22 protein-coding genes are annotated in these 25,084 nt (G+C 73.8%); 13 read left to right on the top strand and 9 right to left on the bottom strand.

Annotated elements, in window-relative coordinates:
• Window positions 1-26: 26 nt before the first annotated feature.
• The gene (locus ACIG3E_RS14330) at window positions 27-491 is read left to right on the top strand and encodes a PPOX class F420-dependent oxidoreductase (RefSeq protein WP_399615431.1); all 465 of its coding nucleotides are present in this window, start codon (window positions 27-29) and stop codon (window positions 489-491) included.
• Between the two features lie 27 nt (window positions 492-518).
• Here the strand turns inward: ACIG3E_RS14330 and ACIG3E_RS14325 are convergent, their stop codons facing one another.
• Window positions 519-938 carry an ATP-binding protein gene (locus ACIG3E_RS14325; RefSeq protein ID WP_399615429.1) on the bottom strand — a complete coding sequence of 140 codons (420 nt, stop codon included), beginning with the start codon at window positions 936-938 and terminating at the stop codon, window positions 519-521.
• Window positions 935-1,372, bottom strand: a complete 438-nt coding sequence (locus ACIG3E_RS14320) for a hypothetical protein (RefSeq protein WP_399615427.1) — start codon at window positions 1,370-1,372, stop codon at window positions 935-937. Before ACIG3E_RS14320 ends, ACIG3E_RS14325 begins: the two co-directional genes overlap by 4 nt.
• 163 nt (window positions 1,373-1,535) lie before the next feature.
• Between ACIG3E_RS14320 and ACIG3E_RS14315 the strand changes: the two genes are divergently transcribed.
• From ACIG3E_RS14315 to ACIG3E_RS14275, 9 genes are all read left to right on the top strand, one after another.
• On the top strand, window positions 1,536-2,636 hold the full coding sequence (locus ACIG3E_RS14315) for a helix-turn-helix domain-containing protein (protein ID WP_399615425.1): 1,101 nt from the start codon (window positions 1,536-1,538) through the stop codon (window positions 2,634-2,636).
• Between the two features lie 15 nt (window positions 2,637-2,651).
• The gene (locus tag ACIG3E_RS14310; protein ID WP_399615423.1) at window positions 2,652-3,320 is read left to right on the top strand and encodes a YdcF family protein; all 669 of its coding nucleotides are present in this window, start codon (window positions 2,652-2,654) and stop codon (window positions 3,318-3,320) included.
• Window positions 3,321-3,440: 120 nt separating this feature from the next.
• The gene (locus ACIG3E_RS14305; protein WP_399615421.1) at window positions 3,441-4,244 is read left to right on the top strand and encodes a TIGR03084 family metal-binding protein; all 804 of its coding nucleotides are present in this window, start codon (window positions 3,441-3,443) and stop codon (window positions 4,242-4,244) included.
• Between the two features lie 68 nt (window positions 4,245-4,312).
• On the top strand, window positions 4,313-5,998 hold the full coding sequence (locus ACIG3E_RS14300) for an acyclic terpene utilization AtuA family protein (protein ID WP_399615816.1): 1,686 nt from the start codon (window positions 4,313-4,315) through the stop codon (window positions 5,996-5,998).
• Complete coding sequence (locus ACIG3E_RS14295; RefSeq protein WP_399615419.1) at window positions 5,995-7,593, top strand: acyl-CoA carboxylase subunit beta; 1,599 nt, start codon at window positions 5,995-5,997, stop codon at window positions 7,591-7,593. The genes ACIG3E_RS14300 and ACIG3E_RS14295 overlap by 4 nt, the downstream gene beginning before the upstream one ends.
• A gap of 11 nt (window positions 7,594-7,604) precedes the next feature.
• Window positions 7,605-9,536 (top strand): acetyl/propionyl/methylcrotonyl-CoA carboxylase subunit alpha, encoded by a 1,932-nt coding sequence (locus ACIG3E_RS14290; protein WP_399615417.1) that lies wholly within the window; start codon window positions 7,605-7,607, stop codon window positions 9,534-9,536.
• 5 nt (window positions 9,537-9,541) lie between these two features.
• Window positions 9,542-10,708 carry an acyl-CoA dehydrogenase family protein gene (locus ACIG3E_RS14285; RefSeq protein ID WP_399615814.1) on the top strand — a complete coding sequence of 389 codons (1,167 nt, stop codon included), beginning with the start codon at window positions 9,542-9,544 and terminating at the stop codon, window positions 10,706-10,708.
• A gap of 29 nt (window positions 10,709-10,737) precedes the next feature.
• A complete protein-coding gene (locus ACIG3E_RS14280) occupies window positions 10,738-11,487 on the top strand; it encodes an enoyl-CoA hydratase family protein (RefSeq protein WP_399615415.1) in 750 nt (249 codons plus the stop codon).
• Window positions 11,475-12,080 (top strand): TetR/AcrR family transcriptional regulator, encoded by a 606-nt coding sequence (locus ACIG3E_RS14275; RefSeq protein WP_399615413.1) that lies wholly within the window; start codon window positions 11,475-11,477, stop codon window positions 12,078-12,080. The genes ACIG3E_RS14280 and ACIG3E_RS14275 overlap by 13 nt, the downstream gene beginning before the upstream one ends.
• A gap of 226 nt (window positions 12,081-12,306) precedes the next feature.
• Here the strand turns inward: ACIG3E_RS14275 and ACIG3E_RS14270 are convergent, their stop codons facing one another.
• Window positions 12,307-13,407, bottom strand: coding sequence for a citrate synthase 2 (locus ACIG3E_RS14270; RefSeq protein WP_399615411.1), 1,101 nt, complete (start codon window positions 13,405-13,407; stop codon window positions 12,307-12,309).
• Window positions 13,408-13,733: 326 nt separating this feature from the next.
• Between ACIG3E_RS14270 and pdxH the strand changes: the two genes are divergently transcribed.
• Window positions 13,734-14,375 carry a pyridoxamine 5'-phosphate oxidase gene (pdxH, locus tag ACIG3E_RS14265; RefSeq protein ID WP_399615812.1) on the top strand — a complete coding sequence of 214 codons (642 nt, stop codon included), beginning with the start codon at window positions 13,734-13,736 and terminating at the stop codon, window positions 14,373-14,375.
• 661 nt (window positions 14,376-15,036) lie between these two features.
• Here pdxH and ACIG3E_RS14260 read toward each other — a convergent pair.
• Both ACIG3E_RS14260 and ACIG3E_RS14255 read right to left on the bottom strand, forming a co-directional pair.
• The gene (locus ACIG3E_RS14260) at window positions 15,037-15,903 is read right to left on the bottom strand and encodes an alpha/beta fold hydrolase (RefSeq protein WP_399615409.1); all 867 of its coding nucleotides are present in this window, start codon (window positions 15,901-15,903) and stop codon (window positions 15,037-15,039) included.
• 728 nt (window positions 15,904-16,631) lie between these two features.
• The gene (locus ACIG3E_RS14255) at window positions 16,632-17,324 is read right to left on the bottom strand and encodes a metal-dependent transcriptional regulator (RefSeq protein WP_030361523.1); all 693 of its coding nucleotides are present in this window, start codon (window positions 17,322-17,324) and stop codon (window positions 16,632-16,634) included.
• 180 nt (window positions 17,325-17,504) lie between these two features.
• On the opposite strand from ACIG3E_RS14255, the gene ACIG3E_RS14250 reads away from it, so the two are divergent.
• Window positions 17,505-18,296 (top strand): SIS domain-containing protein, encoded by a 792-nt coding sequence (locus tag ACIG3E_RS14250; RefSeq protein WP_399615406.1) that lies wholly within the window; start codon window positions 17,505-17,507, stop codon window positions 18,294-18,296.
• Window positions 18,297-18,330: 34 nt separating this feature from the next.
• Here ACIG3E_RS14250 and ACIG3E_RS14245 read toward each other — a convergent pair whose 3' ends face one another.
• From ACIG3E_RS14245 to ACIG3E_RS14230, 4 genes are all read right to left on the bottom strand, one after another.
• On the bottom strand, window positions 18,331-19,698 hold the full coding sequence (locus tag ACIG3E_RS14245) for a PAS domain-containing protein (RefSeq protein WP_399615404.1): 1,368 nt from the start codon (window positions 19,696-19,698) through the stop codon (window positions 18,331-18,333).
• 422 nt (window positions 19,699-20,120) lie between these two features.
• A complete protein-coding gene (locus tag ACIG3E_RS14240) occupies window positions 20,121-21,737 on the bottom strand; it encodes a transporter (RefSeq protein WP_399615402.1) in 1,617 nt (538 codons plus the stop codon).
• Window positions 21,734-22,507, bottom strand: a complete 774-nt coding sequence (locus ACIG3E_RS14235; RefSeq protein ID WP_399615400.1) for an ABC transporter ATP-binding protein — start codon at window positions 22,505-22,507, stop codon at window positions 21,734-21,736. Before ACIG3E_RS14235 ends, ACIG3E_RS14240 begins: the two co-directional genes overlap by 4 nt.
• A 69-nt stretch (window positions 22,508-22,576) precedes the next feature.
• Window positions 22,577-23,239, bottom strand: a complete 663-nt coding sequence (locus ACIG3E_RS14230; protein WP_399615398.1) for a bifunctional DNA primase/polymerase — start codon at window positions 23,237-23,239, stop codon at window positions 22,577-22,579.
• Window positions 23,240-23,629: 390 nt separating this feature from the next.
• Here ACIG3E_RS14230 and ACIG3E_RS14225 point away from each other — a divergent pair, with 390 nt between their 5' ends.
• Window positions 23,630-25,018, top strand: coding sequence for a transcriptional regulator (locus ACIG3E_RS14225; RefSeq protein WP_242719263.1), 1,389 nt, complete (start codon window positions 23,630-23,632; stop codon window positions 25,016-25,018).
• The last annotated feature ends 66 nt before the right edge of the window (window positions 25,019-25,084 follow it).

The following is a 25,084-nucleotide window of genomic DNA, read 5'->3' as shown; positions in this document are numbered from 1 at the left end:
CGGGCCGCCCGTGCCTGTATGGAGGGATGAAGCCGAATCCCGCGCGTCCGGCGAGCCCGGAGCTCGCCCGGTTCGAGAAGCAGCAGGCGGTCCTGCTGACCAGCCACAAGAAGGACGGCACCGGCGTCGGCACCCCGGTCCACTTCGCGGTCGACGGCGACCACGCGTACTTCCGCACCTTCGGCAGAGCGGGCAAGGTCAAGCGGCTGCGCCGGGATCCGCGGGTGGAGATCGCGCCCTCGACGCTGCGCGGCAAGCCCACCGGGCCCGGGATCGCGGCCCGGGTGCGGCGCCTCGAACACGGCACCGGCGAGGACGCGCGCGCCGCCCGCCTCATCGCCCGCAAGTACCCCGTGCAGCAGGGCGTGCTCGTACCGCTGTGGCACAAACTCCGCCGGGACACCACCCTGCACTACGAGATCCGCCCGGTCCCGAGCCCCGACCCCGGCCCTGCCGAACCCACGCCGGGCGACACGCCCCCTGCCCTCTAGCGCTGCTGCCCGCGGGTCATCTGCGGCTCAGCGCGGAGATCCGGCGTTGCGCCCGACCTTGAAGCATGACCAAACGATCTTCCCTAACGGTTCGCGGGTGGTGACGCCCCAGTCGTCGGACAGGGCAGCGACGATCAGCAGGCCGCGTCCGGTCACGTCCGTGTCGGCGGGCTCCCCGGGAACCGGATGCTTGCTGCGGCTGTCGTGGACCTCCAGGCGTACGACGTCGTCATCGATGACGATCCTCACGAGGAAACCGTGCCCGGGAGTCGTGCCATGGGTGACCGCGTTGGAGGCCAGCTCGGAAACGCAGAGGCGGATGTCCTCGGTCCGGACGTCGAGTTCCCGGGCGGTGAGGGTGCGGGTGGTGAAGTCCCGCGCCGCTCGCACGGATTCAGGCCGTGCTGTGAAGAACTGCTGCGTAGGGTCAGGCATGGTCGCCTTCATGTCTCGGCATCCGGCACACGGGTGGGCTTCCGGGTCCGACAGCGGGAGGGCTCGTCCCAAGGCCTCGCTGTCGCGCGTCTGGAGGAGGACGGACGGGTGTCACGGACCAGAAGGAGCCGCACACCTGCCGCGTCGATGCCTCTGCGGCGCTTCGTCGCTATTGCTTTCGGCCCCAAGTGGGAGAAGGCGGGGAGGACGACGCCATACGCGCCAGGGGCCGACAACGCGTCCAGGAGCCCGGTGAACGCCGGGGTCACGGCCCCCGCGTCAGCGCGGTCGGCGAAGGTGCCGGAAAGCCGAAGTTCGTGTCGGCGACAGTACTCGGCGAGCGAACCGAGCAGCGCGTCCTGCCTGGCCTCGGGGACCCGGATCAGCCTCAGGAAGCCGTACACGACGGGGCCGTCGACCGGGCGGAGCTCCGTGACTGATGCCATGCTCGTAACCGTCCAAAGGGTGGGGAAGTAGGGGCACTCAGAGCGTGCCGTGCTCCCGGCCGACGTGAAATCGACCGTCGTTCCACTTGCGTTCCACTTCTGTCCCGTCGGCTGCCGAGTGCGTGCTTCGATGGCCGGAAAGGCGTGGCAAAGGGAGCGACGCGTGGCGACCGTGCACCATTGGACCGGCCTGGAGGCGAGGGCGCTGCGTCTTGCCCTGCGCATGAGCGTGCGGGTGTTCGCCCAACACCTCGGCCTGGCGGTCGCGACCGTCTCCAAGTGGGAGAAGCACCTTGTCGACACCGAGCCGAGACCCGACACCCAGGCCATCCTCGACACCGCACTCGCACGCGCGGACTCGGCGGCCCATCTGCGCTTCGAGGCGCGCCTCTCGGAGGCCGGAGTCGCGCCGTCGGCGAGCGGGCGGCGCCTCGTCCCGACCTGCCCCAGAGCTTGGGAGTACGAGTCGTGGACCGACGACCTGGACCGTACCGTCGCCGCGCTGTCGACGCAGCACTTCGCCTTCGCCGACAACCTGCTCACCCGCTGGTTGCACCGGTTCGCCCCGCAGGAACTGGACGATGAGGGCCTGTATCTGTTCGCCCGCTCCACCGCCTTGCTCGGCGACCTCCAGCGTGACCAGGGTGCCGTGCTCGGCCCGTTGTCGGCCCAGCACTCCTACGCCACGGCCCGCCAGGTCTTCGTCCAGCTCGACATCCCGCGCCGCGTCGCACAGCTGGACCTGTCTCTGGCGGTCGTCGCGGAGATGACCGGCGAGCTGGAGGGCGCGGCCCGTCAGTACGAAAGCCTCACCAGGGACGACCGGCTCTCCCGCCGTGACCGGGCGAGGGCACGGCTGTGGGTGGGGACCGCGCTCAGCAAGGGCGGCGACCACGACTACGCGACCCGTGTCATGCAGGTGGCGACCCGCGAGTTCGAGGACCTCACCGAGCCGGAGGACTGGGCGGTGTCCCACCAGAAACTCGCCCTGGCCCGCCGCGGCGCAGGTGACCTGACACAAGCCCTGGCGCTCATCGACATCGCCCGCGGCAGTGGTACGGCCCACTCACCTTTGCAGTGCGTACGGCTGGACACGGCTCATGGGCACATCCTGCTCTCCGACATGGCGACCCGGGATGATGGGCTCCTCGTCCTCGACCTTGCCGCCAGGAACGCCGCGCGATTCGGACTCGTACACCAACTGCGCTGCATCGAGGACATCAGGACCACGAGCGAGGGGCCGCCCGGCCTCCGCCGACGGTGACCAGGGAGACGACGCGTGCGCAACGACCAGCGGGCCATCACCGACGACCAGCGGACCCATGCCGGGCTGATCTGGGACTACCACCAGATGCGCCACCCGCTCCAGCCCGTCGACGTGGCGATCGGACTGGGCAGCCACGACCTCGGAGTAGCCGCCCACAGCGCGCGGTTGTACGCGGCCGGGCTCTTTCGGACACTCGTGTTCACCGGCGGCAACAGCCCCACCACGGCCGAGGTCTTCCCGCGGGGCGAGGCCGTGCACTTCCGCGAGCACGCCATCGAACTGGGCGTCCCGGCGGGGGCCATCCTGCTGGAGCCGAAAGCCGCCAACACCGGCCAGAACATCTCCTATTCGCGCGATGTCCTGGCAGCCGCCGGTATCACCCCGAGGTCGGTGCTGCTGGTCTCCAAGCCGTACATGGAGCGGCGCTCCTTCGCCACCGCCCGCAAGGTGTGGCCCGAAGTGGAGCTCACGTGCGCGTCGGAACCGCTGGAGCTTGACGACTACCTCAAGAGCATCGGAGACGAGAACCTCGTCTTGGACATGCTGGTCGGGGACCTGCAACGGGTCATCGAGTACCCCAGGCTCGGCTTCGCCGTCGAGCAGGACGTACCGGACGCCGTGCGTGCGGCGTACGAATCCCTCATTCATGACGGCTTCACCAGTCGCCTCATCGCGTCGTGAGCCGGGCTCCCGGCCAGAAAGCACCCCGCCTCGACCGTAAATAACCAAGCGCGCTTGATTGTTTCTTCGGGCGCTGCCATGCTCCCAGGGCACACCGCCGTGCCCTGAGGGGAGCGCACCGTGTCCGACGCCCGCGCCGTCATCGGCGTACTCGACGATCTGCGCGACGAAAGCGACGAACTCGACCGCCTCGTCGGTGACTTGGAGCCCGAGCGGTGGGCCCTGCCCACGCCCGCGCCCGGCTGGACCGTCGCCCACCAGATCGCGCACCTCGCCTGGACCGACCGGGCCGCGCTGCTGGCCGCGACCGACCCCGACGCGTTCGCCGTGGAGGCCGCCGCCGCGCTGGAGGCGCCGGACACCTTCGTCGACGACGGTGCCCGCGAGGGCGCGGCCCAGCCGCCCGCCGTGCTCCTCAAGGACTGGCGCGCCGGGCGCGACGCGCTCCAGCGGGCCCTGCGCGCGGCCCCGGCCGGGGCCCGCCTCCCCTGGTACGGGCCGCCCATGGCGCCCGCCTCCGTCGCCACCGCGCGGATCATGGAGACCTGGGCCCACGGCCAGGACGTCGCCGACGCGCTCGGCGCGACCCGCGCCCCCACGGCCCGCCTTCGGCACGTCGCCAGGATCGGGGTGCGGGCGCGGGACTACGCCCACGCCGTGCGCGGTCTCGACGCCCCGGGCGAGGAGTTCCGCGTCGAACTGACCGCGCCCGACGGCTCGTTGTGGACGTACGGGCCCGAGGGGGCGGCCCAGCGCGTCACCGGGCCCGCGCTCGACTTCTGCCTCCTGGTCACCCGGCGCGCCCACCGCGCCGACCTCGCCCTGCGTGCCGAGGGCGCCGACGCCGACCGCTGGCTGGACATCGCCCAGGCGTTCGCGGGGCCGCCAGGACCGGGGCGGTCGCCGGAAGGGGCCGACCGGTGACGGGCGGGCGTGCGGAAGGCCGTGCGGAAGGCCGGGCGGCCGAAGAGCGACGGCCACCGGCCGCGCCCCTGCGCATAGGCAACGCCTCCGGCTTCTACGGCGACCGCTTCGACGCCGTGCGGGAGATGCTCACCGGCGGCCCCCTCGACGTCCTCACCGGCGACTACCTCGCCGAGCTGACCATGCTCATCCTCGGCCGCGACCGCCTCAAGGACCCCGACCTCGGCTACGCCAAGACCTTCCTGAAGCAGCTGGAGGAGTGCCTGGGCGAGGCCCACGACCGGGGCGTGCGCATCGTCGCCAACGCGGGCGGCCTGAACCCGGCCGGGCTCGCCAGGGCCCTGCGCACGGCCGCCGCCCGCTTCGGCCTGCCCACACGCGTGGCGCACGTGGAGGGCGACGACCTGGGCGCCCGCTTCCCCGGCGCCCTCACCGCCCACGCCTACCTCGGCGGCTTCGGCATCGCCGAGGCCCTGCGCGCGGGCGCCGACGTCGTGGTGACGGGGCGGGTCACCGACGCCGCCCTGGTCACCGGGCCCGCCGCCGCCCACTTCGGCTGGGCCCCGGACGCGTACGACGAACTCGCGGGCGCCGTCGTCGCCGGGCACGTCCTGGAGTGCGGCACCCAGGCGACCGGCGGCAACTACGCCTTCTTCACCGAGCACGACCCCGCCGTGCTGCGCCGCCCCGGCTTCCCGCTCGCCGAGGTCCACGCGGACGGCTCCTGCGTCATCACCAAGCACGACGGCACCGGCGGCGTCGTGGACGTCGGCACGGTCACCGCGCAGCTCCTCTACGAGACCTCCGGCGCCCGGTACGCGGGCCCCGACGTCACCGCGCGCCTGGACTCCGTACGGCTGCGCCAGGACGGGCCCGACCGCGTCCGCGTCGACGGCGTGCGCGGCGAACCCCCGCCCCCCGACCTCAAGGTCGGCCTGAGCCGCCTGGGCGGCTACCGCAACGAGGTCGTGTTCGTACTCACCGGGCTCGACGTCGACGCCAAGGCCGACCTCGTCCGCGCCCAGGTCGAGGACGCCCTCGGCGGCGCCAAGACCCGTCCGGCCGAGGTGCGCTGGGAGCTCGCCCGCACCGACCACCGCGACGCCGCCACCGAGGAGAGCGCGAGCGCCGTGCTCCGGCTCGTCGTCCGCGACCCCGACGCGGCGGCCGTGGGCCGCGCCCTCACCAGCGCGGCGGTGGAGCTCGCGCTCGGCAGCTACCCGGGCTTCCACGTCACGGCCCCGCCCGGCGCGGGCACGCCGTACGGGGTGTTCGAGGCGGCGTACGTGCCCGCGGGCTCCGTACGGCACGTGGCGGTCCTCCCGGACGGGCGGCGCGTGGACATCCCGGCGGCGGCCCGGACCCGCGACCTCGTGGACGCCGAACCGCCGCCGCTGCCCGAGCCGTTGGCGCCCGCCGGGCCGACCCGCAGGGTTCCGCTCGGGTACGTGGCGGGCGCCCGCAGCGGCGACAAGGGCGGGGACGCGAACGTGGGGGTGTGGGCGCGCACCGACGAGGCGTGGCGGTGGCTGGCCCACCGGCTCACGGTCGAGGAGTTCCAGGAGCTGATCCCCGAGAGCCGGACGCTGAAGGTCACCCGGCACCTCCTGCCCCGCCTGCGCGCGCTCAACTTCACGGTCCACGGCATCCTCGGCGAGGGCGTCGCCTCCCAGGCCCGTTTCGACCCCCAGGCCAAGGGCCTCGCCGAATGGCTGCGGTCCCGGTACCTGGACATACCGGAGGAGCTCCTGTGACCGTCCTCGCGTCCGCGCTCGACACCGCGGGCCCCGAATACGCCGCCCACCGCGAGGCCATGCTCGCCAAGCTCGCCGAGCTCGAAGCCGAGCAGGCCAAGGCCCTGGAGGGCGGCGGCGAGAAGTACGTCCGGCGGCACCGGGGGCGCGGCAAGCTCCTCGCCCGGGAGCGGATCGAGCTGCTCCTCGACCCGGACACGCCCTTCCTGGAGCTGTCCCCGCTCGCGGCCTGGGGCAGCGAGTACCCCGTCGGCGCCTCGATGGTGACCGGGATCGGCGTCGTCGAGGGCGTCGAGTGCCTCATCACCGCCAACGACCCGACCGTGCGCGGCGGCGCCAGCAACCCCTGGACGCTGAAGAAGGCCTTCCGCGCCCACGAGATCGGGCACGCCAACCGGCTGCCCTCGATCCACCTCGTGGAGTCCGGCGGCGCCGACCTGCCCTCGCAGAAGGACATCTTCATCCCGGGCGGCGCCCTGTTCAAACACCTCACGCAGGCCTCGGCGGCGGGCGTCCCGACCGTCGCCGTCGTCTTCGGCAACTCCACCGCGGGCGGCGCCTACGTCCCCGGCATGTGCGACCACGTGATCATGGTCAAGGAGCGCGCGAAGGTGTTCCTCGGCGGGCCGCCCCTGGTGAAGATGGCCACCGGCGAGGAGAGCGACGACGAGTCCCTCGGCGGCGCCGAGATGCACGCCCGCGCCTCCGGCCTCGCCGACCACCTCGCGCAGGACGAGCACGACGCGCTGCGCCAGGCCCGCCGCGTCGTCGCCCGCCTCAACTGGCGCAAGGCGTACGCCGATCCGCCGCCCGCCGAGCCGCCGAAGTACGACGCCGACGAACTCCTCGGCGTCGTCCCCGCCGACCTGCGCACCCCCTTCGACCCGCGCGAGGTCGTCGCCCGGATCGTCGACGGCTCCGACTTCGACGAGTTCAAGCCCCTGTACGGGGCCTCGCTCACCACCGGCTGGGCGCGCCTGCACGGCTATCCGGTCGGGATCCTCGCCAACGCCCAGGGCGTGCTGTTCAGCGAGGAGTCGCAGAAGGCCGCGCAGTTCATCCAGCTCGCCAACCAGCGCGACATCCCGCTGCTGTTCCTGCACAACACCACCGGCTACATGGTCGGCAAGGAGTACGAGCAGGGCGGCATCATCAAGCACGGCTCGATGATGATCAACGCGGTGAGCAACAGCCGGGTCCCGCACCTCTCGGTGCTCGTGGGCGCCTCGTACGGCGCCGGGCACTACGGCATGTGCGGCCGCGCCTACGACCCCCGCTTCCTCTTCGCCTGGCCGAGTGCCAAGTCCGCCGTCATGGGCCCGCAGCAGCTCGCGGGCGTCCTGTCCATCGTCGCCCGGCAGTCGGCCGCCGCGAAGGGGCAGCCCTACGACGACGAGGCCGACGCGGCCCTGCGCGCGATGGTGGAGCAGCAGATCGAGGCGGAGTCCCTGCCGATGTTCCTCTCCGGGCGGCTCTACGACGACGGCGTGATCGACCCGCGCGACACCCGCACCGTCCTCGGCATCTGCCTGTCGGCCCTGCACACAGCCCCCTACGAAGGCGCCCGTGGCGGCTTCGGCGTCTTCCGGATGTGAGGCGGTCACCCGTGATCACCAAGCTGCTCGTGGCCAACCGGGGTGAGATCGCCGTCCGGGTCTTCCGCACCTGCCGGGAGCTGGGCATCGCCACCGTCGCCGTGTACTCCGACGCCGACGCGGGCGCCCTGCACGTCCGCGAGGCCGACGAGGCCGTACGCCTGCCCGGCGCGGCCCCGGCCGCGACCTATCTGCGCGGCGACCTGATCGTGGCCGCGGCCCGGGCGACGGGCGCCGACGCGGTCCACCCCGGCTACGGCTTCCTGTCGGAGAACGCCGTGTTCGCCCGCGAGGTCGCCGGGGCGGGGCTCACCTGGGTCGGGCCGCCCCCGGAGGCCATCGAGGCCATGGCCTCCAAGACCCGCGCGAAGGAGCTGATGGGGCTCGCGCCGCTGGCCCCGGCGGACGTGACCGAGGCGGACCTGCCCGTCTTGGTGAAGGCGGCGGCGGGCGGCGGCGGCCGCGGCATGCGCGTCGTACGCGAACTGGCCGCGCTGCCCGGTGAGTTGGCGGCGGCCCAGGCGGAGGCCGCGAGCGCCTTCGGCGACGGCGAGGTGTTCGTCGAGCCGTACGTGGAGGGCGGGCGGCACGTGGAGGTGCAGCTCGTCGCCGACGCGCACGGCACGGTGTGGCCGCTCGGGACGCGCGACTGCTCGCTCCAGCGCCGCCACCAGAAGGTCATCGAGGAGGCCCCGGCGCCGGGCCTGCCGGACGCCCTCGTCGAGCGCCTGCACGCACTGGCCACGCGCGCCGCCCACAAGGTCGGCTACCGGGGCGCGGGCACCGTCGAGTTCCTCGTCGCCGCCGACGGCACCCCGCACTTCCTGGAGATGAACACCCGCCTCCAGGTCGAGCACCCGGTGACGGAGGAGGTGTGCGGCCTGGACCTGGTGGCGCTCCAGCTCCGCGTCGCCGAGGGCCACGCCTTGACGGGGCCGCACCCGCCCCGGCCCGTCGGGCACGCCGTCGAGGCCCGCCTGTACGCGGAGGACCCGGCGGCGGGCTGGGCCCCGCAGACCGGCACGCTGCACCGCATGGCCGTGCCCGACGGGGTGCGCCTGGACACCGGGTACGCGGACGGCGACACGGTCGGCGTGCACTACGACGCCATGCTCGCGAAGGTCGTCGCGTACGCGCCCACGCGCGCCGAGGCCCTCCGCAAGCTGGCGGGCGCCCTGGAGCGGACCGTGGTCCACGGGCCCGTCACCAACCGCGAGCTGCTCGTCCGCTCGCTGCGCCACCCCGAGTTCACCGCCGGGCGCATGGACACCTCCTTCTACGACCGGCACCTGCCCGGGCTGACCGTGGCGGACGCGGGCCCCGAGGTCCGGTACGCCCCGCTGGCCGCCGCCCTGGCCGACTCCTGCGGCCGCTCCCGCTTCGGCGGCTGGCGCAACCTGCGCTCCCAGCCGCAGGTCAAGCGGTACCGCGACGCGGCAGGCGCCGAGCACGAGGTCCGCTACACGCGGACCAGGGACGGCCTCCTGGCGGACGGCGTCCGCGTCCTCGACGTGACCCCCGGTCGGGTCACCCTCGAAGTCGACGGCGTGCGCAGGGAGTTCACGGTCTCGCGTTACGACGACAGCGGCCGGGTCCACGTCGGCAACGTGGCCCTGGTGGCGCTGCCCCTGCTCCCGGAGCCCACCGTCCGGCAGGAGCCCGGCTCGCTGCTCGCGCCCATGCCGGGCACGGTCGTCCGGGTTGCCGAGGGGCTCGCGGAGGGCGCCGAGGTCACCGCCGGGCAGCCGCTGATCTGGCTGGAGGCCATGAAGATGGAGCACCGCGTCACCGCCCCCGCGTCCGGCACCCTGACCGCGCTGTACGCGGAGCCCGGCCGACAGGTGGAGGTGGGCGCGCTCCTGGCCGTCGTACAGGAAGTAGTCAAGGAAGTCGTACGGGAGCAGGAAGCAGAGCCCACGTCTCGGGAGGAAGTCTCCGCATGACCGGCATGAGCACCGTCCTGGAAACCGAGGAACACACCGCGCTGCGCACCGCCGTCGCCGCGCTCGGCCGCCGCTACGGCCGCGACTACCTGACCCGCGTCGTCACCGAGGGCGCCCACCCCGACGAACTGTGGGCGGACGCCGCCAAGCTGGGCTATCTCGGCGTGAACCTGCCCGAGGAGTACGGCGGCGGAGGCGGCGGCATCGCCGAACTCTCCCTGGTCCTGGAGGAGTTGGGCGCGGCTGGCTGCCCGCTGCTCATGATGGTGGTGTCCCCGGCGATCTGCGGCACGGTGATCGCCCGCTTCGGCACCGACGCGCAGAAGCGGGCCTGGCTCCCGGGCCTCGCCGACGGCAGCCGCACCATGGCGTTCGGCATCACCGAGCCGGACGCGGGCTCCAACTCCCACCGCATCACGACGACCGCCCGCAAGGACCCCGGCACCGGCGACTGGCTCCTGACCGGCCGCAAGGTGTTCATCTCGGGCGTCGACATCGCGGACGCCACGCTGATCGTGGGCCGCACCGAGGACGCCCGCACCGGCCGCCTCAAGCCGTGCCTGTTCATCGTGGACCGGGACGCGCCGGGCTTCCAGCGGCGCGCCATCCCCATGGAACTCAAGGCGGCGGAGAAGCAGTTCGAGCTGGTCCTCGACGACGTACGGCTGCCCGCCGACGCGCTCGTCGGCGACGAGGACGCGGGCCTCCTCCAGCTCTTCGCGGGCCTCAACCCCGAACGGATCATGACGGCCGCGTTCGCCCTCGGCATGGGCCGCTACGCGCTCGCCCGCGCGGTGGAGTACGCCAAGGACCGCACCGTGTGGAAGGCCCCCATCGGCGCGCACCAGGCGATCGCCCACCCGCTCGCCCAGGTCCACGTCGACCTCGAACTCGCGGGCCTGATGACCCGCAAGGCCGCGCTCCTGTACGACGGCGGGGACGACGTGGCGGCGGGCGAGGCCGCCAACATGGCGAAGCTCGCCGCCGCCGACGCCTGTGTGAAGGCCGTCGACCAGGCCGTCCACACCCTCGGCGGGAACGGCCTGACGGCGGAGTTCGGCCTGGCCTCGCTGATCGTCGCGTCCCGCGTGGCCCGGATCGCCCCGGTGAGCCGCGAGATGATCCTCAACTACGTCTCGCACCAGACCCTGGGCCTGCCCAAGTCCTACTGACCCCGCACCCCGTGGGAAGGGAAGTGCCCATGACCGTGGTGACCGCGTCGAAGCCCGAGCGGGGCGTCGTGACCCTCACCCTCGACGCGCCCGCCCACCGCAACGCGCTCTCCGCCGACCTGGTCGCCGAGCTGACGGCCGCCCTGGAGCGGACCCGGGCGGACGACGGCGTACGAGCCGTGGTGCTCACGCACACGGGCTCGACGTTCTGCTCCGGCGCGGACCTGCGGCAGCCGCCAGACCCGGCGGCGTTCGTGGCGCTGATGCGGCGGATCCTGACCCTGCCCAAGCCCGTGGTGGCGCGGGTGGCCGGACACGCGCGGGCGGGCGGCCTCGGCCTCGTCGCCGCCTGCGACATCGCGGTCGCGGGCGGCGGAGCGGCCGGATCCGCCTCCTTCGCCCTGACCGAGGTGCGCGTCGGGGTCGTCCCCGCCGTGATCTCCATCCCGCTCCTGGCCCGCGTCGACGCCCGCGCCGCCGGGCGCTACTTCCTCACCGGCGAGCGCTTCGACGCGGCGGAGGCGGCCAGGATCGGCCTGGTCACCGCGTACGACGACGACGTCGACACGGCCCTCGCGCCCGTCCTCGACGGCCTGCGCCAGGCGGCCCCCGGGGCGCTGGCCGACACCAAGGAACTCCTCACGGCTAAGGTTCTGACCGCATTCGACGAGGAGTCGGACGCCGCCATCACCCTGTCCGCGCGCCGCTTCCGCTCGGCCGAGGCACAGGAGGGCATGGCGGCGTTCCTGGAACGACGGGAGCGCCCATGGGTGCTGTGACGGAGGCCCACCGTTCGCCCAAGCAGGACCGCAGCCGGGCCACCCGGCGGCGGCTCCTGGAGGCGGCCGTGGCCTGTCTGGCCGAACACGGCTGGACCGGCTCGACGGTCACCGTCGTGTCCGAGCACGCCGGGGTGTCCCGGGGCGCGGCCCAGCACCACTTCCCGACCCGCGAGGACCTCTTCACGGCCGCCGTGGAGTACGTCGCCGAGCAGCGCTCCGCCGCCCTGCGCGGCCTCTTCCCCGAGGGGGCCCGCGCCGCCGACCGGGCCGCGGTCGTCCGGGCCCTCGTCGACCTCTACACCGGGCCGCTGTTCCGCGCCGCCCTCCAGCTGTGGGTGGCCGCCGCCAACGAGCCGCAACTGGGGCCGCGCGTCGCCGAGTTGGAGGCCCGCGTCGGCCGCGAGACCCATCGCATAGCCGTCGAGCTCCTCGCCGTCGACGAGTCCCGCCCCGGCGCCCGCGAAACCGTCCAGGGCCTCCTCGACATGGCCCGCGGCCTCGGCCTCGCCAACCTCCTCACGGACGACGCGACCCGCCGTGACCGGGTGGTCCACCAGTGGGGCCACCTGGTCGCGTCAGCGCTGAGCTGATCCCTCGCGGTGCGCCCCTGACCCGCCCCTTCCCGATCCGGGGGCTGCGCCCCCCTGCCCCCGCTCTTCGGCGCTGCGCGCCTCGTCCTCAAACGCCGGACGGGCTGGGACTGTCGCTGGTTGCGGCAGACCTTTCAGCCTCTCCGGCGTTTGAGGAGCGGGGGTCTGGGGGCGGAGCCCCCAGGAAGCGGGAAGGGGCGGGCTTGGGGAACCCTCCGTTAGGGCCTCAGCCCGAGATGTCCGCGTACCCCGGGATGTCACGCGGGCCGCGGGCCGCAGGGCCCACGTAGCGGGCGGACGGCCGCACGAGCCGCCCCGTCCGCTTCTGCTCAAGAATGTGCGCCGACCACCCCGCCGTACGAGCACACGTGAACATCGACGTGAACATGTGCGCCGGCACCTCCGCGAAGTCGAGCACGATCGCCGCCCAGAACTCCACGTTCGTGGCGAGCACCCGGTCGGGCCGCCGCGCGTGCAGCTCGTCGAGCGCCGCCTTCTCCAGCGCCTCGGCCACCTCGAAGCGGGGCGCGCCCAGCTCCCGCGCGGTCCGCCGGAGGACCCGCGCCCGCGGGTCCTCGGCCCGGTACACCCGGTGCCCGAAGCCCATGAGCCGCTCGCCCCGGTCGAGCGTCTGCTTCACGTACGCCACGGCGTCCCCGCTGCGCTCGATCTCCTCGATCATGCCGAGCACCCGGGAGGGCGCCCCGCCGTGCAGCGGCCCGGACATGGCCCCGACGGCCCCGGAGAGCGCGGCCGCGACGTCGGCGCCGGTGGAGGCGATGACCCGCGCGGTGAACGTGGACGCGTTCATGCCGTGCTCGGCGGCGGACGTCCAGTACGCGTCGACGGCCTGGACGTGCCGCGGGTCGGGCTCGCCGCGCCAGCGCCGCATGAACCGCTCGACGACGGTCTCGGCCTTGTCGATCTCCCGCTGCGGCACCATCGGCAGGCCCTGCCCGCGCGCGGACTGCGCGACGTACGACAGGGCCATGACGGCGGCCCGCGCGAGGTCGTCGCGGGCCTGCGCCTCGTCGATGTCGAGCAGCGGCCGCAGGCCCCACACGGGGGCGAGCATGGCGAGCGCGGACTGCACGTCGACGCGGATGTCGCCGGAGTGGACGGGGATGGGGAACGGCTCGGCGGGCGGCAGGCCCGGGTCGAACGCGCCGTCGACGAGCAGCCCCCACACGTTGCCGAAGGAGACGGCGCCGACCAGGTCCTCGATGTCGACGCCCCGGTAGCGCAGGGCGCCGCCCTCCTTGTCCGGTTCGGCGATCTCCGTCTCGAACGCGACGACTCCTTCAAGTCCGGGTACGAAGTCGGACATCAGGCGGCTCCTCATGATGTGGACGAGATGTGTACGACAGAGGCGTGCGACCAGTGGCCTCGCGATGCTCTGGGGTAACCCGGTGATGCCCCGCGCGGCCGGAGGTCACCCAACCGAAACGGTTTCGGCACGATAACCCTTGGTGCCACCCTTCGCGATGGACTGCGGCACTCAGTGCCACACATCACCTCATGGAGGGGCGCGCGGGGGCCACGCGCCCGCCGACTGCCGCTTCGTGCCCCGGCATTCGTATACGGCAAGATGACCGCGTGACCGAGTCCCGCGCCACCGCCTCCGAGTCCGCAGCAGCCGTAGACCTGGCCGCCATGCGTGCGCAGTACCGCACCGACGGCATCGCGGAGGCCGACTTCCCCGGTGATCCGTTCCAGCAGTTCGAGCTCTGGTTCCGGCAGGCGGCCGCGGAGGCGGCGGACCCGGCCGGTGTCCTCGCCGAGCCGAACGCGATGGTCGTGTCCACGGTCGACGCCGAGGGGCGGCCGAGCTCACGCACGGTGCTCCTGAAGGGCTTCGACGAGCGCGGCTTCGTCTTCTTCACCAACTACGAGTCCCGCAAGGCCCGGGACATCGCGGGCAACGCGCGGGTGTCGCTGCTCTTCCCCTGGCATCCGATGGGGCGTCAGGTGATCGTCGAGGGCGTGGCGGAGCGGACCGGGCGGGAGGAGACCGTCCGCTACTTCCGCAGCCGCCCGCACGGCTCCCAGCTGGGCGCCTGGGCCAGCGCGCAGTCCACGGTGATCGCCACGCGCGCCGAACTGGACGCGGCGTACGCGGACTTGGCCGCGCGCTATCCCGAGGGCGAGCAGGTCCCGGCGCCGCCGCACTGGGGCGGCTTCCGCGTCCGCCCCGAAACGGTCGAGTTCTGGCAGGGCCGCACCAACCGCCTCCACGACCGCCTCCGCTACACCCGAACCCCCACCACCTGGACCCTCCAACGCCTCAGCCCCTGACCGCGCCTTCCCCCCAGGGGCCACCCTGGCCCGGCGCCACCGTGGCCCCACGAGCAGCCCCCGGCCCGGTGCCGCAGCCGCCCTGGGCCCAAGGCCCAGCCCCGGCCCGGCGCCGCAGCCGCCCCGGGCCCACACGCAGCCCTCCGAGCCCGCGCTGCGCGCCGCCGGGGCGGTCCCACCCGCCCGCCCCCACCTTGACCAAGGGGCCCGCAGCGGAGGGGCCACTGCCCAGCACCTCACCCCGGCCTCGCGCGTCAGGGACAGTCCCACTCGCCTGCCCCACCCAGGCCAGGAGACTCGCGCTGCGCGCCGCCAGGGCGGTCCCACCCGCCCGCCCCCACCCCGGCCAAGGGGCCCGCAGCGAAGGGGCCGCTGCCCAGCACCCCACCCCGGCCTCGCGCCACCGGGGCGGTCCCGCCGCCCGCCCTCGCCCGGCCCTGGGCCCCCGTGGGGGCGCCACCGGCAAGCGCTTCGCGTCGGGGCCTGCCGGGCAAGGCTGGGGAGTGTCGGGTGGGAGGGTGGGAGAAACCCGCCGCGGTAGCGGCGGCACCACCCACCGACCCGCACCGCTCCCCGCCACCGGGGCAGGCACCCGCGCCGGGCCCCGCCCGGCAAAGGCCAGGCAGTGTCGGGTGGGCGGGTGGGAAGAGGGCGCCCGGGCCTAGGGGTCCGTGAGGACCCGGTCGAGGAAGGGCTCGATGGCTTCGCGCCAGCCCTCGGGCCGGTCATAGTGCACAAGGTGCCCCGCGTCGGCAACCTCCGCATAGGCCCCCCGCGGCAGCACCCGCACCATCTCCTGGGCCTCCGCCCGCCCCAGCTCCCCGTCGAGCCCGCGGACGACGAGGGCGGGGCAGCGGACCTGGACGAGCTCCTCCCAGTGCGCGTCGTACACCCACGTCTCGCGGGACTTGAGCATCTGCGCGGGGTCGAAGACGGGCCGCCAGCCGTCGGGCCCCTCGGCCATGACCTCGGCGAAGAAGGCGCCCCGCGAGGGGTTGGGCCGCTCCACCCAGGGGTCGTCCTCGCCGAACCACTTGCGGACGTCCGCGAGCGTCGCGAACGGCACCGGCCAGGACTTGAACCAGGCCTCCCACTCCCGCTGCGAGGCCGCCCCGAGCGCGGAGGCCCGCATGTCGCAGATGATCAGGCCCCGGACGAGGTCGGGGCGGCGCGCGGCCAGCTGCCAGGCGGTGAGGGCGCCCATGGAGTGGCCGATGAGCACGGCGGGGGAGAGGGCGAGCTGTTCCAGGGCGGCCTCGGCGTCGTCGACGTAGGCCTCGCGGGTGTAGGGGCCGTCGGCGGGCTTCTCGCTGCGGCCGTGGCCGCGCTGGTCGATGGCGACCGCGCGGTGTCGCTCGGCGAGCCAGCGGGCGGTGCCCGCCCAGTGCGAGGCGCGTCCCATGAGCCCGTGGAGCAGGAGTACGCCGCCCCGCGGCTGCTCGGCCTCCCTGGATTTGGGAGGGTCGGCGTACTCCCAGGCCGCGAGGTTCACGCCGCCCGCGCCGGTCACGTCGATGCGCCGCACCATGGTCCCAGGCACCCCCCTTGGTTCCGCTCGGGTTCTCAGCTCACGCTCCCCGGCACGCTATCGAACTCTCATTCGAGAGCGGCCGTATTGCCGCCAACACCCCTCGTTCGGGTGACCATGCTCAAGGATTGACCGCCGTCGCCGAGGGGAGATCTTCAGCGGGAGGCGGGCCGATCGGGGAGACCGGTCCGAGGGGGATGACCCTGAGAGCTCGGGGCTCTGGGTCAGCACAGGGGAGGACAGGCCCCGGCGCCGCGAGGTGCCGGGGCCCTCTGCCGTCCGGGGGCCGCGCGCCACGGGGGCGCCGCTCGCGCCGCCGCGGATCCTGCGGGGCCGCGGGTGGCGCACGCGGGACGCCGGGGCCGCGCGGCGCGGCGACCGCGCGCCGCCCACCCGCCGCCGCGCGCCGCGGACGTACGCGCCCTGCCGCGGGTCTCCGGGGCGCCCGGGGCTCCGCCCCGCGTACCCCTGTTCACAAGGCGGGCACATCGTCCGTCCCCTCTCCGGCCGGGACCGGGCGGCCACTCGGCCAAGGCCTGGTACCGGCGCGGTCAAGAGCCCTCAGGTCATATGCCTCTCGCGACAGCGTCGCACGCAAATCGTCCCGGCGCTGCGATTCGGCACACTGAATCTTGGACTCCGGCGCGTCCCGGCCCCGCCTCAACCACCGCTGTGGTAACGGCCGTTGACACGCGTGCCGGGGCGGGCCGGAGCCCGGTGCGCCGGTCTCAGCGCTTGGCGACGAAGACGTGCGAGGCCACGTCCGCCGCCAGCTCGGCGGCTTCGCCGCTGCTGCCGACGAGCACGCCGCCCGCCGACTCCGTCACGCTCACCACGGAGCCGGGCTGCACGCCCGCGCGCCGCAGCGTGTACATCAGCTGCGCGTCCGTCTGGATCGGCTCGCCGATGCGGCGCACCACGACCGTCTTGCCGTCCGTGCCCGGGTCGAGGTCGATGAGGGAGACCATCCCCTCGTCCAGGAACGGGTCCGCGCCGTCCTTCTCGCCGAGCTCTTCCAGGCCCGGGATCGGATTGCCGTACGGCGACTCGGTGGGGTGGCGCAGGAGCTCCAGGACGCGGCGCTCCACCGCCTCGCTCATCACGTGCTCCCAGCGGCAGGCCTCGGCGTGCACCTGCTCCCACTCCAGGCCGATCACGTCGACCAGGAGGCACTCGGCGAGGCGGTGCTTGCGCATGACGCGGGTGGCCAGGCGGCGGCCCTCCTCGGTCAGCTCCAGGTGCCGGTCGCTCGCGACGGCCACCAGGCCGTCGCGCTCCATCCGCGCCACGGTCTGGCTCACCGTCGGGCCGCTCTGGTCGAGCCGCTCGGCGATGCGGGCGCGCATGGGGACGACACCCTCCTCCTCCAGTTCGAGGATGGTGCGCAGGTACATCTCAGTGGTGTCAATAAGCCCCGACATGGGTCGCCCCTCAGAATTCGCTCGTGCGCTGGCCCTGCCCTCAATTCTGACCCATACCACTGACAAGCGGGCCGCGCCGGGTGAGAGAGGCGCTGTGAGCCCGTATTGACAGGGCGCTGGTTCAGACCGCACCGTGATCCGCGACACGACGGGACGCGGCGGGACGAAGGGGTTTCGCGGATGACCAACGGTACGCGGGACGGCGGCGCGGGCGGACCCGGAGCTGCTGGGCTCGCCGGACGGTACCTGGACGCCGCGATCGGCCTCCTGGAACGGGTGCGCGACGAGGAGGCCGCCGCGATCACCGCCGCGGCCGACGTCATCGCCGACGCCGTCGCCGCCGACGGGCGGCTCTTCGCCTTCGGCGCCGGGCACTCCTCGCTGGCCGCGCAGGACGTCGTCTACCGCGCGGGCGGGCTCGCCCTGATGAACCTGCTGTCCGTACCGGGCGCCGTCGGCGTGGACGTCATGCCCGCGACCCTCGGCTCCGCCCTGGAGCGGGTCGACGGCCTCGCGGGGGCCGTCCTCGACTCCAGCCCGGTGCGGCCCGGGGACGTCCTCGTGATCATCTCCCTGTCCGGGCGGAACTCGCTGCCCGTCGAGATGGCCGTGAACGCCCGCGCGCTCGGCCTCAAGGTCATCGGCGTAACGTCCGTGGCGTACGCGGAGGGGACGAAGTCGCGGCACTCCTCCGGCACGTTCCTGAAGGACCACTGCGACATCGTGCTCGACACGAAGATCGCTGTCGGTGACGCGGAGCTGACCCTCGACTCCGTCGAGGCGCCCTTCGGCCCGGCCTCCACGATGGTCGCGAGCGCCCTGATGCAGGCCATGATGGCCACGGCGGCCGCGGGGCTCGCGGACCGCGGGATCCAGCCGCCGCTGCTCCGCTCGGGGAACGTGGACGGCGGCCACGACTGGAACGGCCGCGTCTTCCAGGAGTACGGCGACCGGATCTTCTACCGCCACTGACCCCCAGGACCGCAGCCGACCCATCGGGCAGGCCCTAGTCCCCGAGGACCGCCGCGAGGTCGAGGGCGGCGGCGATGCGGACCGCCACGCTCTCCGCGTACGCCGCGTCCGCGCGCTCGAACTGGGTGCGCGCGCCGCCCCGCAGAAACGTCACGACGCCCAGCGTGCGGCCCCGGCTGCGCAGCACCGCGCACAGGGCGTGCACGGAGGAGTCGGGCCACTGGCGGGCCGACGCCCACTCGCGGGCCCGCTCGGGCGCCGCGAGCCCCGCGCTGGCGCGCACGGACCCCATCCGCTCCACGGCCTGCGTCGCCGGATGCCCCTCCGGATAGCGCACGGGAAGACCGGCCTTGTCGGCGGCCAGACAGGGCCCGGGCGACCCGGCGGGCGTCGCCGCGGCCCGCACGAGGCGCACCGCGGGCTCGGCGGCGGTCAGGAGGTCGATCAGGGCGTGGTCGGCGAACCCGGCGAGGGCGAAGTCTAGATGGACGGTGGCGGCCTCCATCGGGTCCTCGCACTCGGCGGCGGCCCGCGCGGAGCGGTGCAGCTGCTGCGAGCGGAAGCGCAGCTTCGCGGCCTCCTGCTCGGCCCGCTTGGCGTCCGTGACGTCCCGGAAGAGCCAGCCGACGCCCAGCGGCACCGGCTCCTCGGCCAGGGGCGAGCCGAGCCGCAGGAAGCCGCTGCGCCAGCACCGGCGCTCGGCCTCGCCGCCCTCGCCGCGGGCCGTCACCCACAGCTCGGCGGGCGCGGGCGGCGCGCCCTCGGCCAGCACGTGCGTGAGAGCGCTCTCCAGCTCCTCGACGCCCTGGAGCAGCACCTCGCCGAGGGGCCGCCCGAGCAGCGCGGTGCGGCCGATGCCGAGCAGCCGCGCGGCGTGTTCGTTGACGACGGCGGGCCTGAGGTCGGCGTCGACGAGGACGACGCCCCAGGAGGCGTGCTCGAACAGGGCCTCGCTGAGGGCGATGGACCGCTCCAGGTCGATCTGGGCGTGCACCTCGCTGAAGGCGCAGTACACCCCGGCGGGCTTGCCGTCGCCGCCGCGCACGGCCGCGGACTGGGTGCGCACGAGGACGCGGCCGCCGCCCTTGGTGAGGAGCGCGAACTCGTGCACCTGGCGGCCGGGGGCGTGCATGGCGGCGAGGAGCCGCTCCTCGACCTCCTCGGCGTCCGCGGGCCGCACGGCCCACCCGGCGAACCCGCGCCGCCCGACGGCCTCCGCGGCGGTCCAGCCGAGGATCCGCTCCGCCTCGCGGTTCCAGTGCGTCACGACCCCGTCGGAGTCGAAGGCGCACAGGGCGGCGTCCATCCCGTCGAGGAGCGCCGCGAGCAGTTCGGCCCCGCCGGGCTCGGGCTCTTCCGGGCCCAGTTCGTCCGTCGTCCCGCTCTGTCGGGAAGCACTCACCTGGAACCCCCTGCAGGCCGCGTTCTCTTCCGCATGAGCTGAGTGTGCTGCACGTCAGATCATTCAACTCGAACGTGACGCGGACCACAGTAGGTTCCCGGAAGTTGAGGCAAATCGTTGTGAGTCCCGGCACGCGGAAAAACAGTTGAACGCGCCCGGCCCGGTTCCTAGGGTGAGTGTTACTTCGGAGAGGAGGTGGTTCGGCAGATGTATGGAAACCGGACGGAAGAGGTGGCTGCGGGCTAGCGGCCCGCCACCACGCTCAGTGCGGTGCCGGACCAGCGCGTGAGACAGGCGCGCAGCCGGCCAATCCACAGCAGTCACCCGACCCGCGAGCCGCCGGTACGTCCGGCCGGCTCCTCCCGCCCCCAGGGGCGAGGAGGACCAGGCTCGCGGGTTGCTGCGTTTCCGGGGCCTTCGGCTCAGCCCTTGCTGACCGCCGCCAGGATCTCCGGGAGCCGCGCGGCCGCGCGGGGCGCCGCGAGCCGCAGGCCGAGGGCGGTGACGGCGGCGCCGTAGCCCGCGCCGACGGGCAGCAGCAGCCAGGACCAGGAGCCCTGTCCCGAGGCGTGCAGCCAGATGGTGAGGGCGATGACGGGCGCGCACAGGGCGACGGCGCCCAGCATGCCGCCGAAGATGGAGATCCAGGCGAGGCCCGCCTGGCCGGGCGCCACGTTCTTGTGGCCCTCCTGCGGGATGGAGTACGGGAAGCGGGCCGACGCCCAGGCGCCGGTGGCCAGCATGGCGCCGAGCAGCGCGAAGGAGAGCCCGAGGGCTTCGGCCAGGGAGTGCCAGACGCCGAGGAGGGCCGTGGTCGAGGCGGTCACGAGGGCGGCGTAGGGGAGGGTGACGAGCAGCAGGGCGAGGGCGCGGGCCCGCAGTTCGTCGTAGGCGTCGCGCGTCGAGGCGATGGTCATCGCCACCATCCAGAAGGCGGACGTGTCCTGGCCGAACTGGTTGTACATCTGGATGCCGAGCATGCCCGCCGCGAAGCAGGCGAAGTAGACGGATCCGGTGCCCTGGAGGGCGTTGAAGAGCGGCACGATCAGGCCGATGGCGAGCGAGGTGACCCAGGCGGCCTTCGTCTTGGGGTCGCGCCACACGTAGCGCAGGGTGCGCTCCATGACCGGGCCGGTGCGGCCGGAGGGCAGCAGGCCCGCGAGGCCGCCGCCGCGCCGGGTGCGGGCCGGCTCGGCCGCGGCGAGCGTGGAGCCGTCGGGCGTGGTCATCAGGCGGGTGAGGCTGCGCTGCCACAGCCGCAGCAGGAGCACCAGGGCGGCGGCGGTCAGGGCCAGTTGGGCGGCCGCGACTCCGTAGCGGGCCTCGCCGGTGGCTCGTACGGCGGACAGGGCGGAGGCGGGCGGGATCCAGCCGACGACGTCCGCCGCCGGGTCCAGCTCGCCGAGGCCCGCGTCGGAGGAGCCGATGCGCTGCACCCCGAAGTTGACGAGCTGGGCGCCGACGGCGATGACGAGGCCGCTGAGGACGGCGAGGTCGCGGCCCTTGCGGCTGGTGAGCAGGCGGATGTTGGCGGCGGCGACGGCGCGGGCGAGCGCGACGCACAGCAGCAGGACGAGGGGGACGGCCGCCACGCCCACCGCGACGGCGGCGCCGCCCCGCGCCACCGCGATCACCGCGCCGAGCGCCAGGCACAGCGTGACCAGCGGCCCGATGCCCACGAGCGAGGAGACGAGCAGGGCCCGTACCAGCGGCCGCGGGCGCAGCGGCAGCATCACCAGGCGGGTGGGGTCGAGGGTTTCGTCGCCGCTGGGGAAGAACAGCGGGAGCACGGCCCAGCCGAGCGCGAGGACCGCGACGAGCAGGACCGAGACCGTGGCGGCGTGCGGGTCGCCGCGCAGCAGGACCAGGCCGAGCAGCTGGAGCGCGGCGACGAGCAGGGCGAGCACCGCGGAGGCGGCGTAGGCGGCGCGGCGGCCTGAGGACTGGCGCAGGCCGTTGCGCAGGAGCGACAGCTTCAGACGTACGAAGACGGGGATCAGGCCGGTCTCGACGGGGGCGAGGGGCGCGGTGGCGGTCATCGGGCGCCGCCGCCGAGCCAGTCGAGGTCGGAGCCGGTGTCGCGGCCGTGCGCGCCGACGAGTTCGAGGAACGCCTGCTGGAGCGAGGGGGCCGCGCCGCGGACCTCGGCGAGCGGCCCCTGGGCGCGGATGCGGCCCGCCGCCATGACGGCGACCCAGTCGCACAGGGACTCCACCAGCTCCATGACGTGGCTGGAGAAGACGACGGTCGCGCCGGACGCGGTGTACCGCTCCAGGACGCCGCGGATGATCTGCGCCGACACCGGGTCGACGCCCTCGAACGGCTCGTCGAGGAAGAGCACTTCGGGGTTGTGCAGGAGCGCCGCGGCCAGGCCGATCTTCTTGCGCATGCCCGTGGAGTAGTCGACGACGAGCTTGTGCTGGGAGCCCGCGAGGTCGAGGACGTCCAGGAGCTGGGTCGCGCGCTTGTCGACCTCGGGGCCCGCCAGGCCGCGCAGCCGCCCGGTGTACGCGAGGAGTTCGCGTCCGGACAGCCGCTCGAACAGGCGCAGGCCTTCGGGCAGGACGCCGATGCGGGCCTTGACCTCGGCCGGGTCCCGCCACACGTCGTGGCCGACGACCTCGACGGTGCCCCGGTCGGGGCGGAGGAGGCCGGTGACCATGGAGAGGGTGGTGGTCTTGCCCGCGCCGTTCGGGCCGACGAGGCCGACGAACTTTCCCGCGGGCAGGGTGAGGTCGACCCCGGCCACGGCGACTTGCGTGCCGAAGGCCTTCCACAGGTTCTCTACGCGTACTGCCGCGTGGGTCACGGGTGCCCCTTTGCCGTCGCCGCCGTCGTCCGTGTGCGCACGATACGTCGGTGACGCGGGGCCCGGTTCCTACCTCCGGCGGGCCTCGCGGCCGCAGGCGTAGGCCAGGGGGGAGATGATTTCCTCGGCGTCCGGGAGCCAGCGGTTGGCCGCGGTGGGGCGGCAGGCCCACTGCACGGCTCCGGAGGCGCCGAAACGCGTGGGCGGCGCGGCCACGTACGCCCCTTCACCGAGGGTGACGAGGTCGAGGGTCGCGGGCGGCCAGCCGAGCTTGCGGACGAGGTCGGGAACCTTCGCCGCGGCGCCGGGCAGGACGAAGAACTGCATGCGCCGGTCGGGCGTGCAGGTGACCGGGCCGAGCGTCAGCTCCATGCGCTCCATGCGGGCGAGGGCGAGGAACCCGGCGGTCTCGGGGACGTCGACGGCGTCGAACGTACGGCCCGTCGGAAGGAGGATCGAGGCGTTCGGCTGCTTCGACCAGAGGCGGCGGGCGACGGTCGCACTGCCCGTGGCCTGCGTCGGCCAGTCGTCGCGCACGGCGTGCGCGCCGGGCGCGGGGCACGCCGCGTCGCCGCACGAGCAGCGCCAGGTACCGTCGACGGACTCGAGCCAGGCGCCGGGGAAGACGTCCCAGTGCCGTTCCTCCGCGTACCGTACGGCTGAATCCTGCAGGGCCTCTCCGCGCTGCTTCGGGATCTGCGCGGCTGACGTGACTCCGATGGTCTCTTCCACGGAGTCCTCAACTTCCGCTCGTCAGCTCCGGTTACGGCCCGTCATGTGCGCGGGGGAGGAGCATCGTTCCCGCTACGGGGCGCATGGGTGCACGAGTGGGGGCGCGCATGGGCAAGGGGGGCCGAGCGCGGGTAGCCACGTCCAGGGGCAGTCGGAGTTCACCCAAGTTCACCCGGCTCGCTGATGTGTGACGCGTTATGCCATGTTGCGATGTATTGCGATGCGTTGTAGCAGAGTGTGGTGCGTTTGTGGGTGTTTGTGGTGCATCTTCCGGTTGTTTCCCGGGCATTGATCATCTGGGCGGCTCGGACGGACCAGTCCGGGACCGTTCCTCATTCGTCATCCGACCCGAAGTACCAGATGGTCCACGGTGCACACAGGGGGTACGCCATGGCCGCCAGGCCACTCGTCGCGCGGCAGCCCAATGAAAGGCTGCAAGCACTCATTCAGGAAGCCGGCTGCTCGAACGCCGGTCTGGCCCGCCGCGTCAACATGTGCGGGGCGGAGCACGGTCTCGATCTTCGATACGACAAGACGTCGGTGGCGCGCTGGCTGCGCGGGCAGCAGCCGCGCGGTCGCGCCCCCGGCATCATCGCGGAGGCGCTCGGCCGCAAGCTGGGGCGCACGGTCACGATCGACGAGATCGGCATGGCGAACGGCAAGAACCTCGCCTCCGGGGTGGGACTGCAGTTCTCGCCCACCGTTCTCGGCGCGATCGAGCAGGTCTGCGAGCTGTGGCGCAGCGACGTGGGGCGCAGGGACTTCCTGTCCGGCTCCTCCGTGGCCGCGTCCGCGCTCGTCGAGCCGAGCCGCGACTGGCTGATCTCCTCGCCCGACCCGCAGGTGGGCCGCACGGCCGGGCCGCGCGTGGGCCTGTCGGACGTGGCGGCGGTCAAGGCCATGACCGAAGCACTGACGCAACTGGACCACCAGTACGGCAGTGGACACGTGCGACCGGTCGTCGTGCACTATCTGAACTCCGTCGTCTCCGGGCTGCTCGCGGGCTCGTACCGGGAAGCGGTGGGGCGCGAACTGTTCGCGGCCGTCGCGCGGTTGACGGAGCTCGCCGGGTACATGGCGGTGGACACGGGCCAGCCCGGCCTCGCCCAGCGGTACTACATCCAGGCCCTGCGCCTGGCCCAGGCCGCGGGCGACCGCGGGTACGGCGGCTATGTCCTGGCGGCCTCGATGAGCCATCTCGCCGCCCAGCTCGGCAACCCCCGCGAGATCGCCCAGCTCGCGCGGGCGGCGCAGGAGGGGGCGCGCGGGCGCGTCACCCCGCGCGCGGAGTCCATGTTCTACGCCGCCGAGGCCCGGGGCCACGCCCTGCTCGGCGACGCCCGGTCGACCCAGGCCGTCGCGGGCCGCGCGGTCGAGGCGATGGAGCGGGCCGTCGGCGGCGAGCAGTCCGGCGACGACCCGGTCTGGATCCGCCACTTCGACCAGGCCTATCTGGCCGACGAACTGGCGCACTGCCACCGCGACCTGGGCCAGGCGGACGGCGCGGCCAGGCGCGCGGAGGAGGCCCTCGCCGGGCACCCGGAGACCCGGGCGCGGCGGCGCGCGATCGGCCTCGTGCTGCTCGCCACCGCCCAGGTCCAGCGGCGCGACGTGGAACAGGCCTGCCACACGGGCCTGAAGGCCGTGGAGCTCCTGGGCACCCTGCGCTCCAACCGCGGCGCGGAGTATCTGGAGGACTTCCAGCAGCGCCTGGAGCCGTACCGGGAGGAGCCGGTGGTGCGGGAGTTCGGCGCGCGCGTCGAGCTGCAGGCCGCGTGAGGTGGGCGGGAGGCGCGTCCGGGGCGGCCGGTCGCACGCGGTGCGGCCGCGGCGCCCCTTGAACAG

This window comes from Streptomyces sp. NPDC053474, assembly GCF_044544845.1.
Lineage (GTDB): Bacteria > Actinomycetota > Actinomycetes > Streptomycetales > Streptomycetaceae > Streptomyces.
This window is presented reverse-complemented; position numbering and strand designations above follow the sequence as displayed.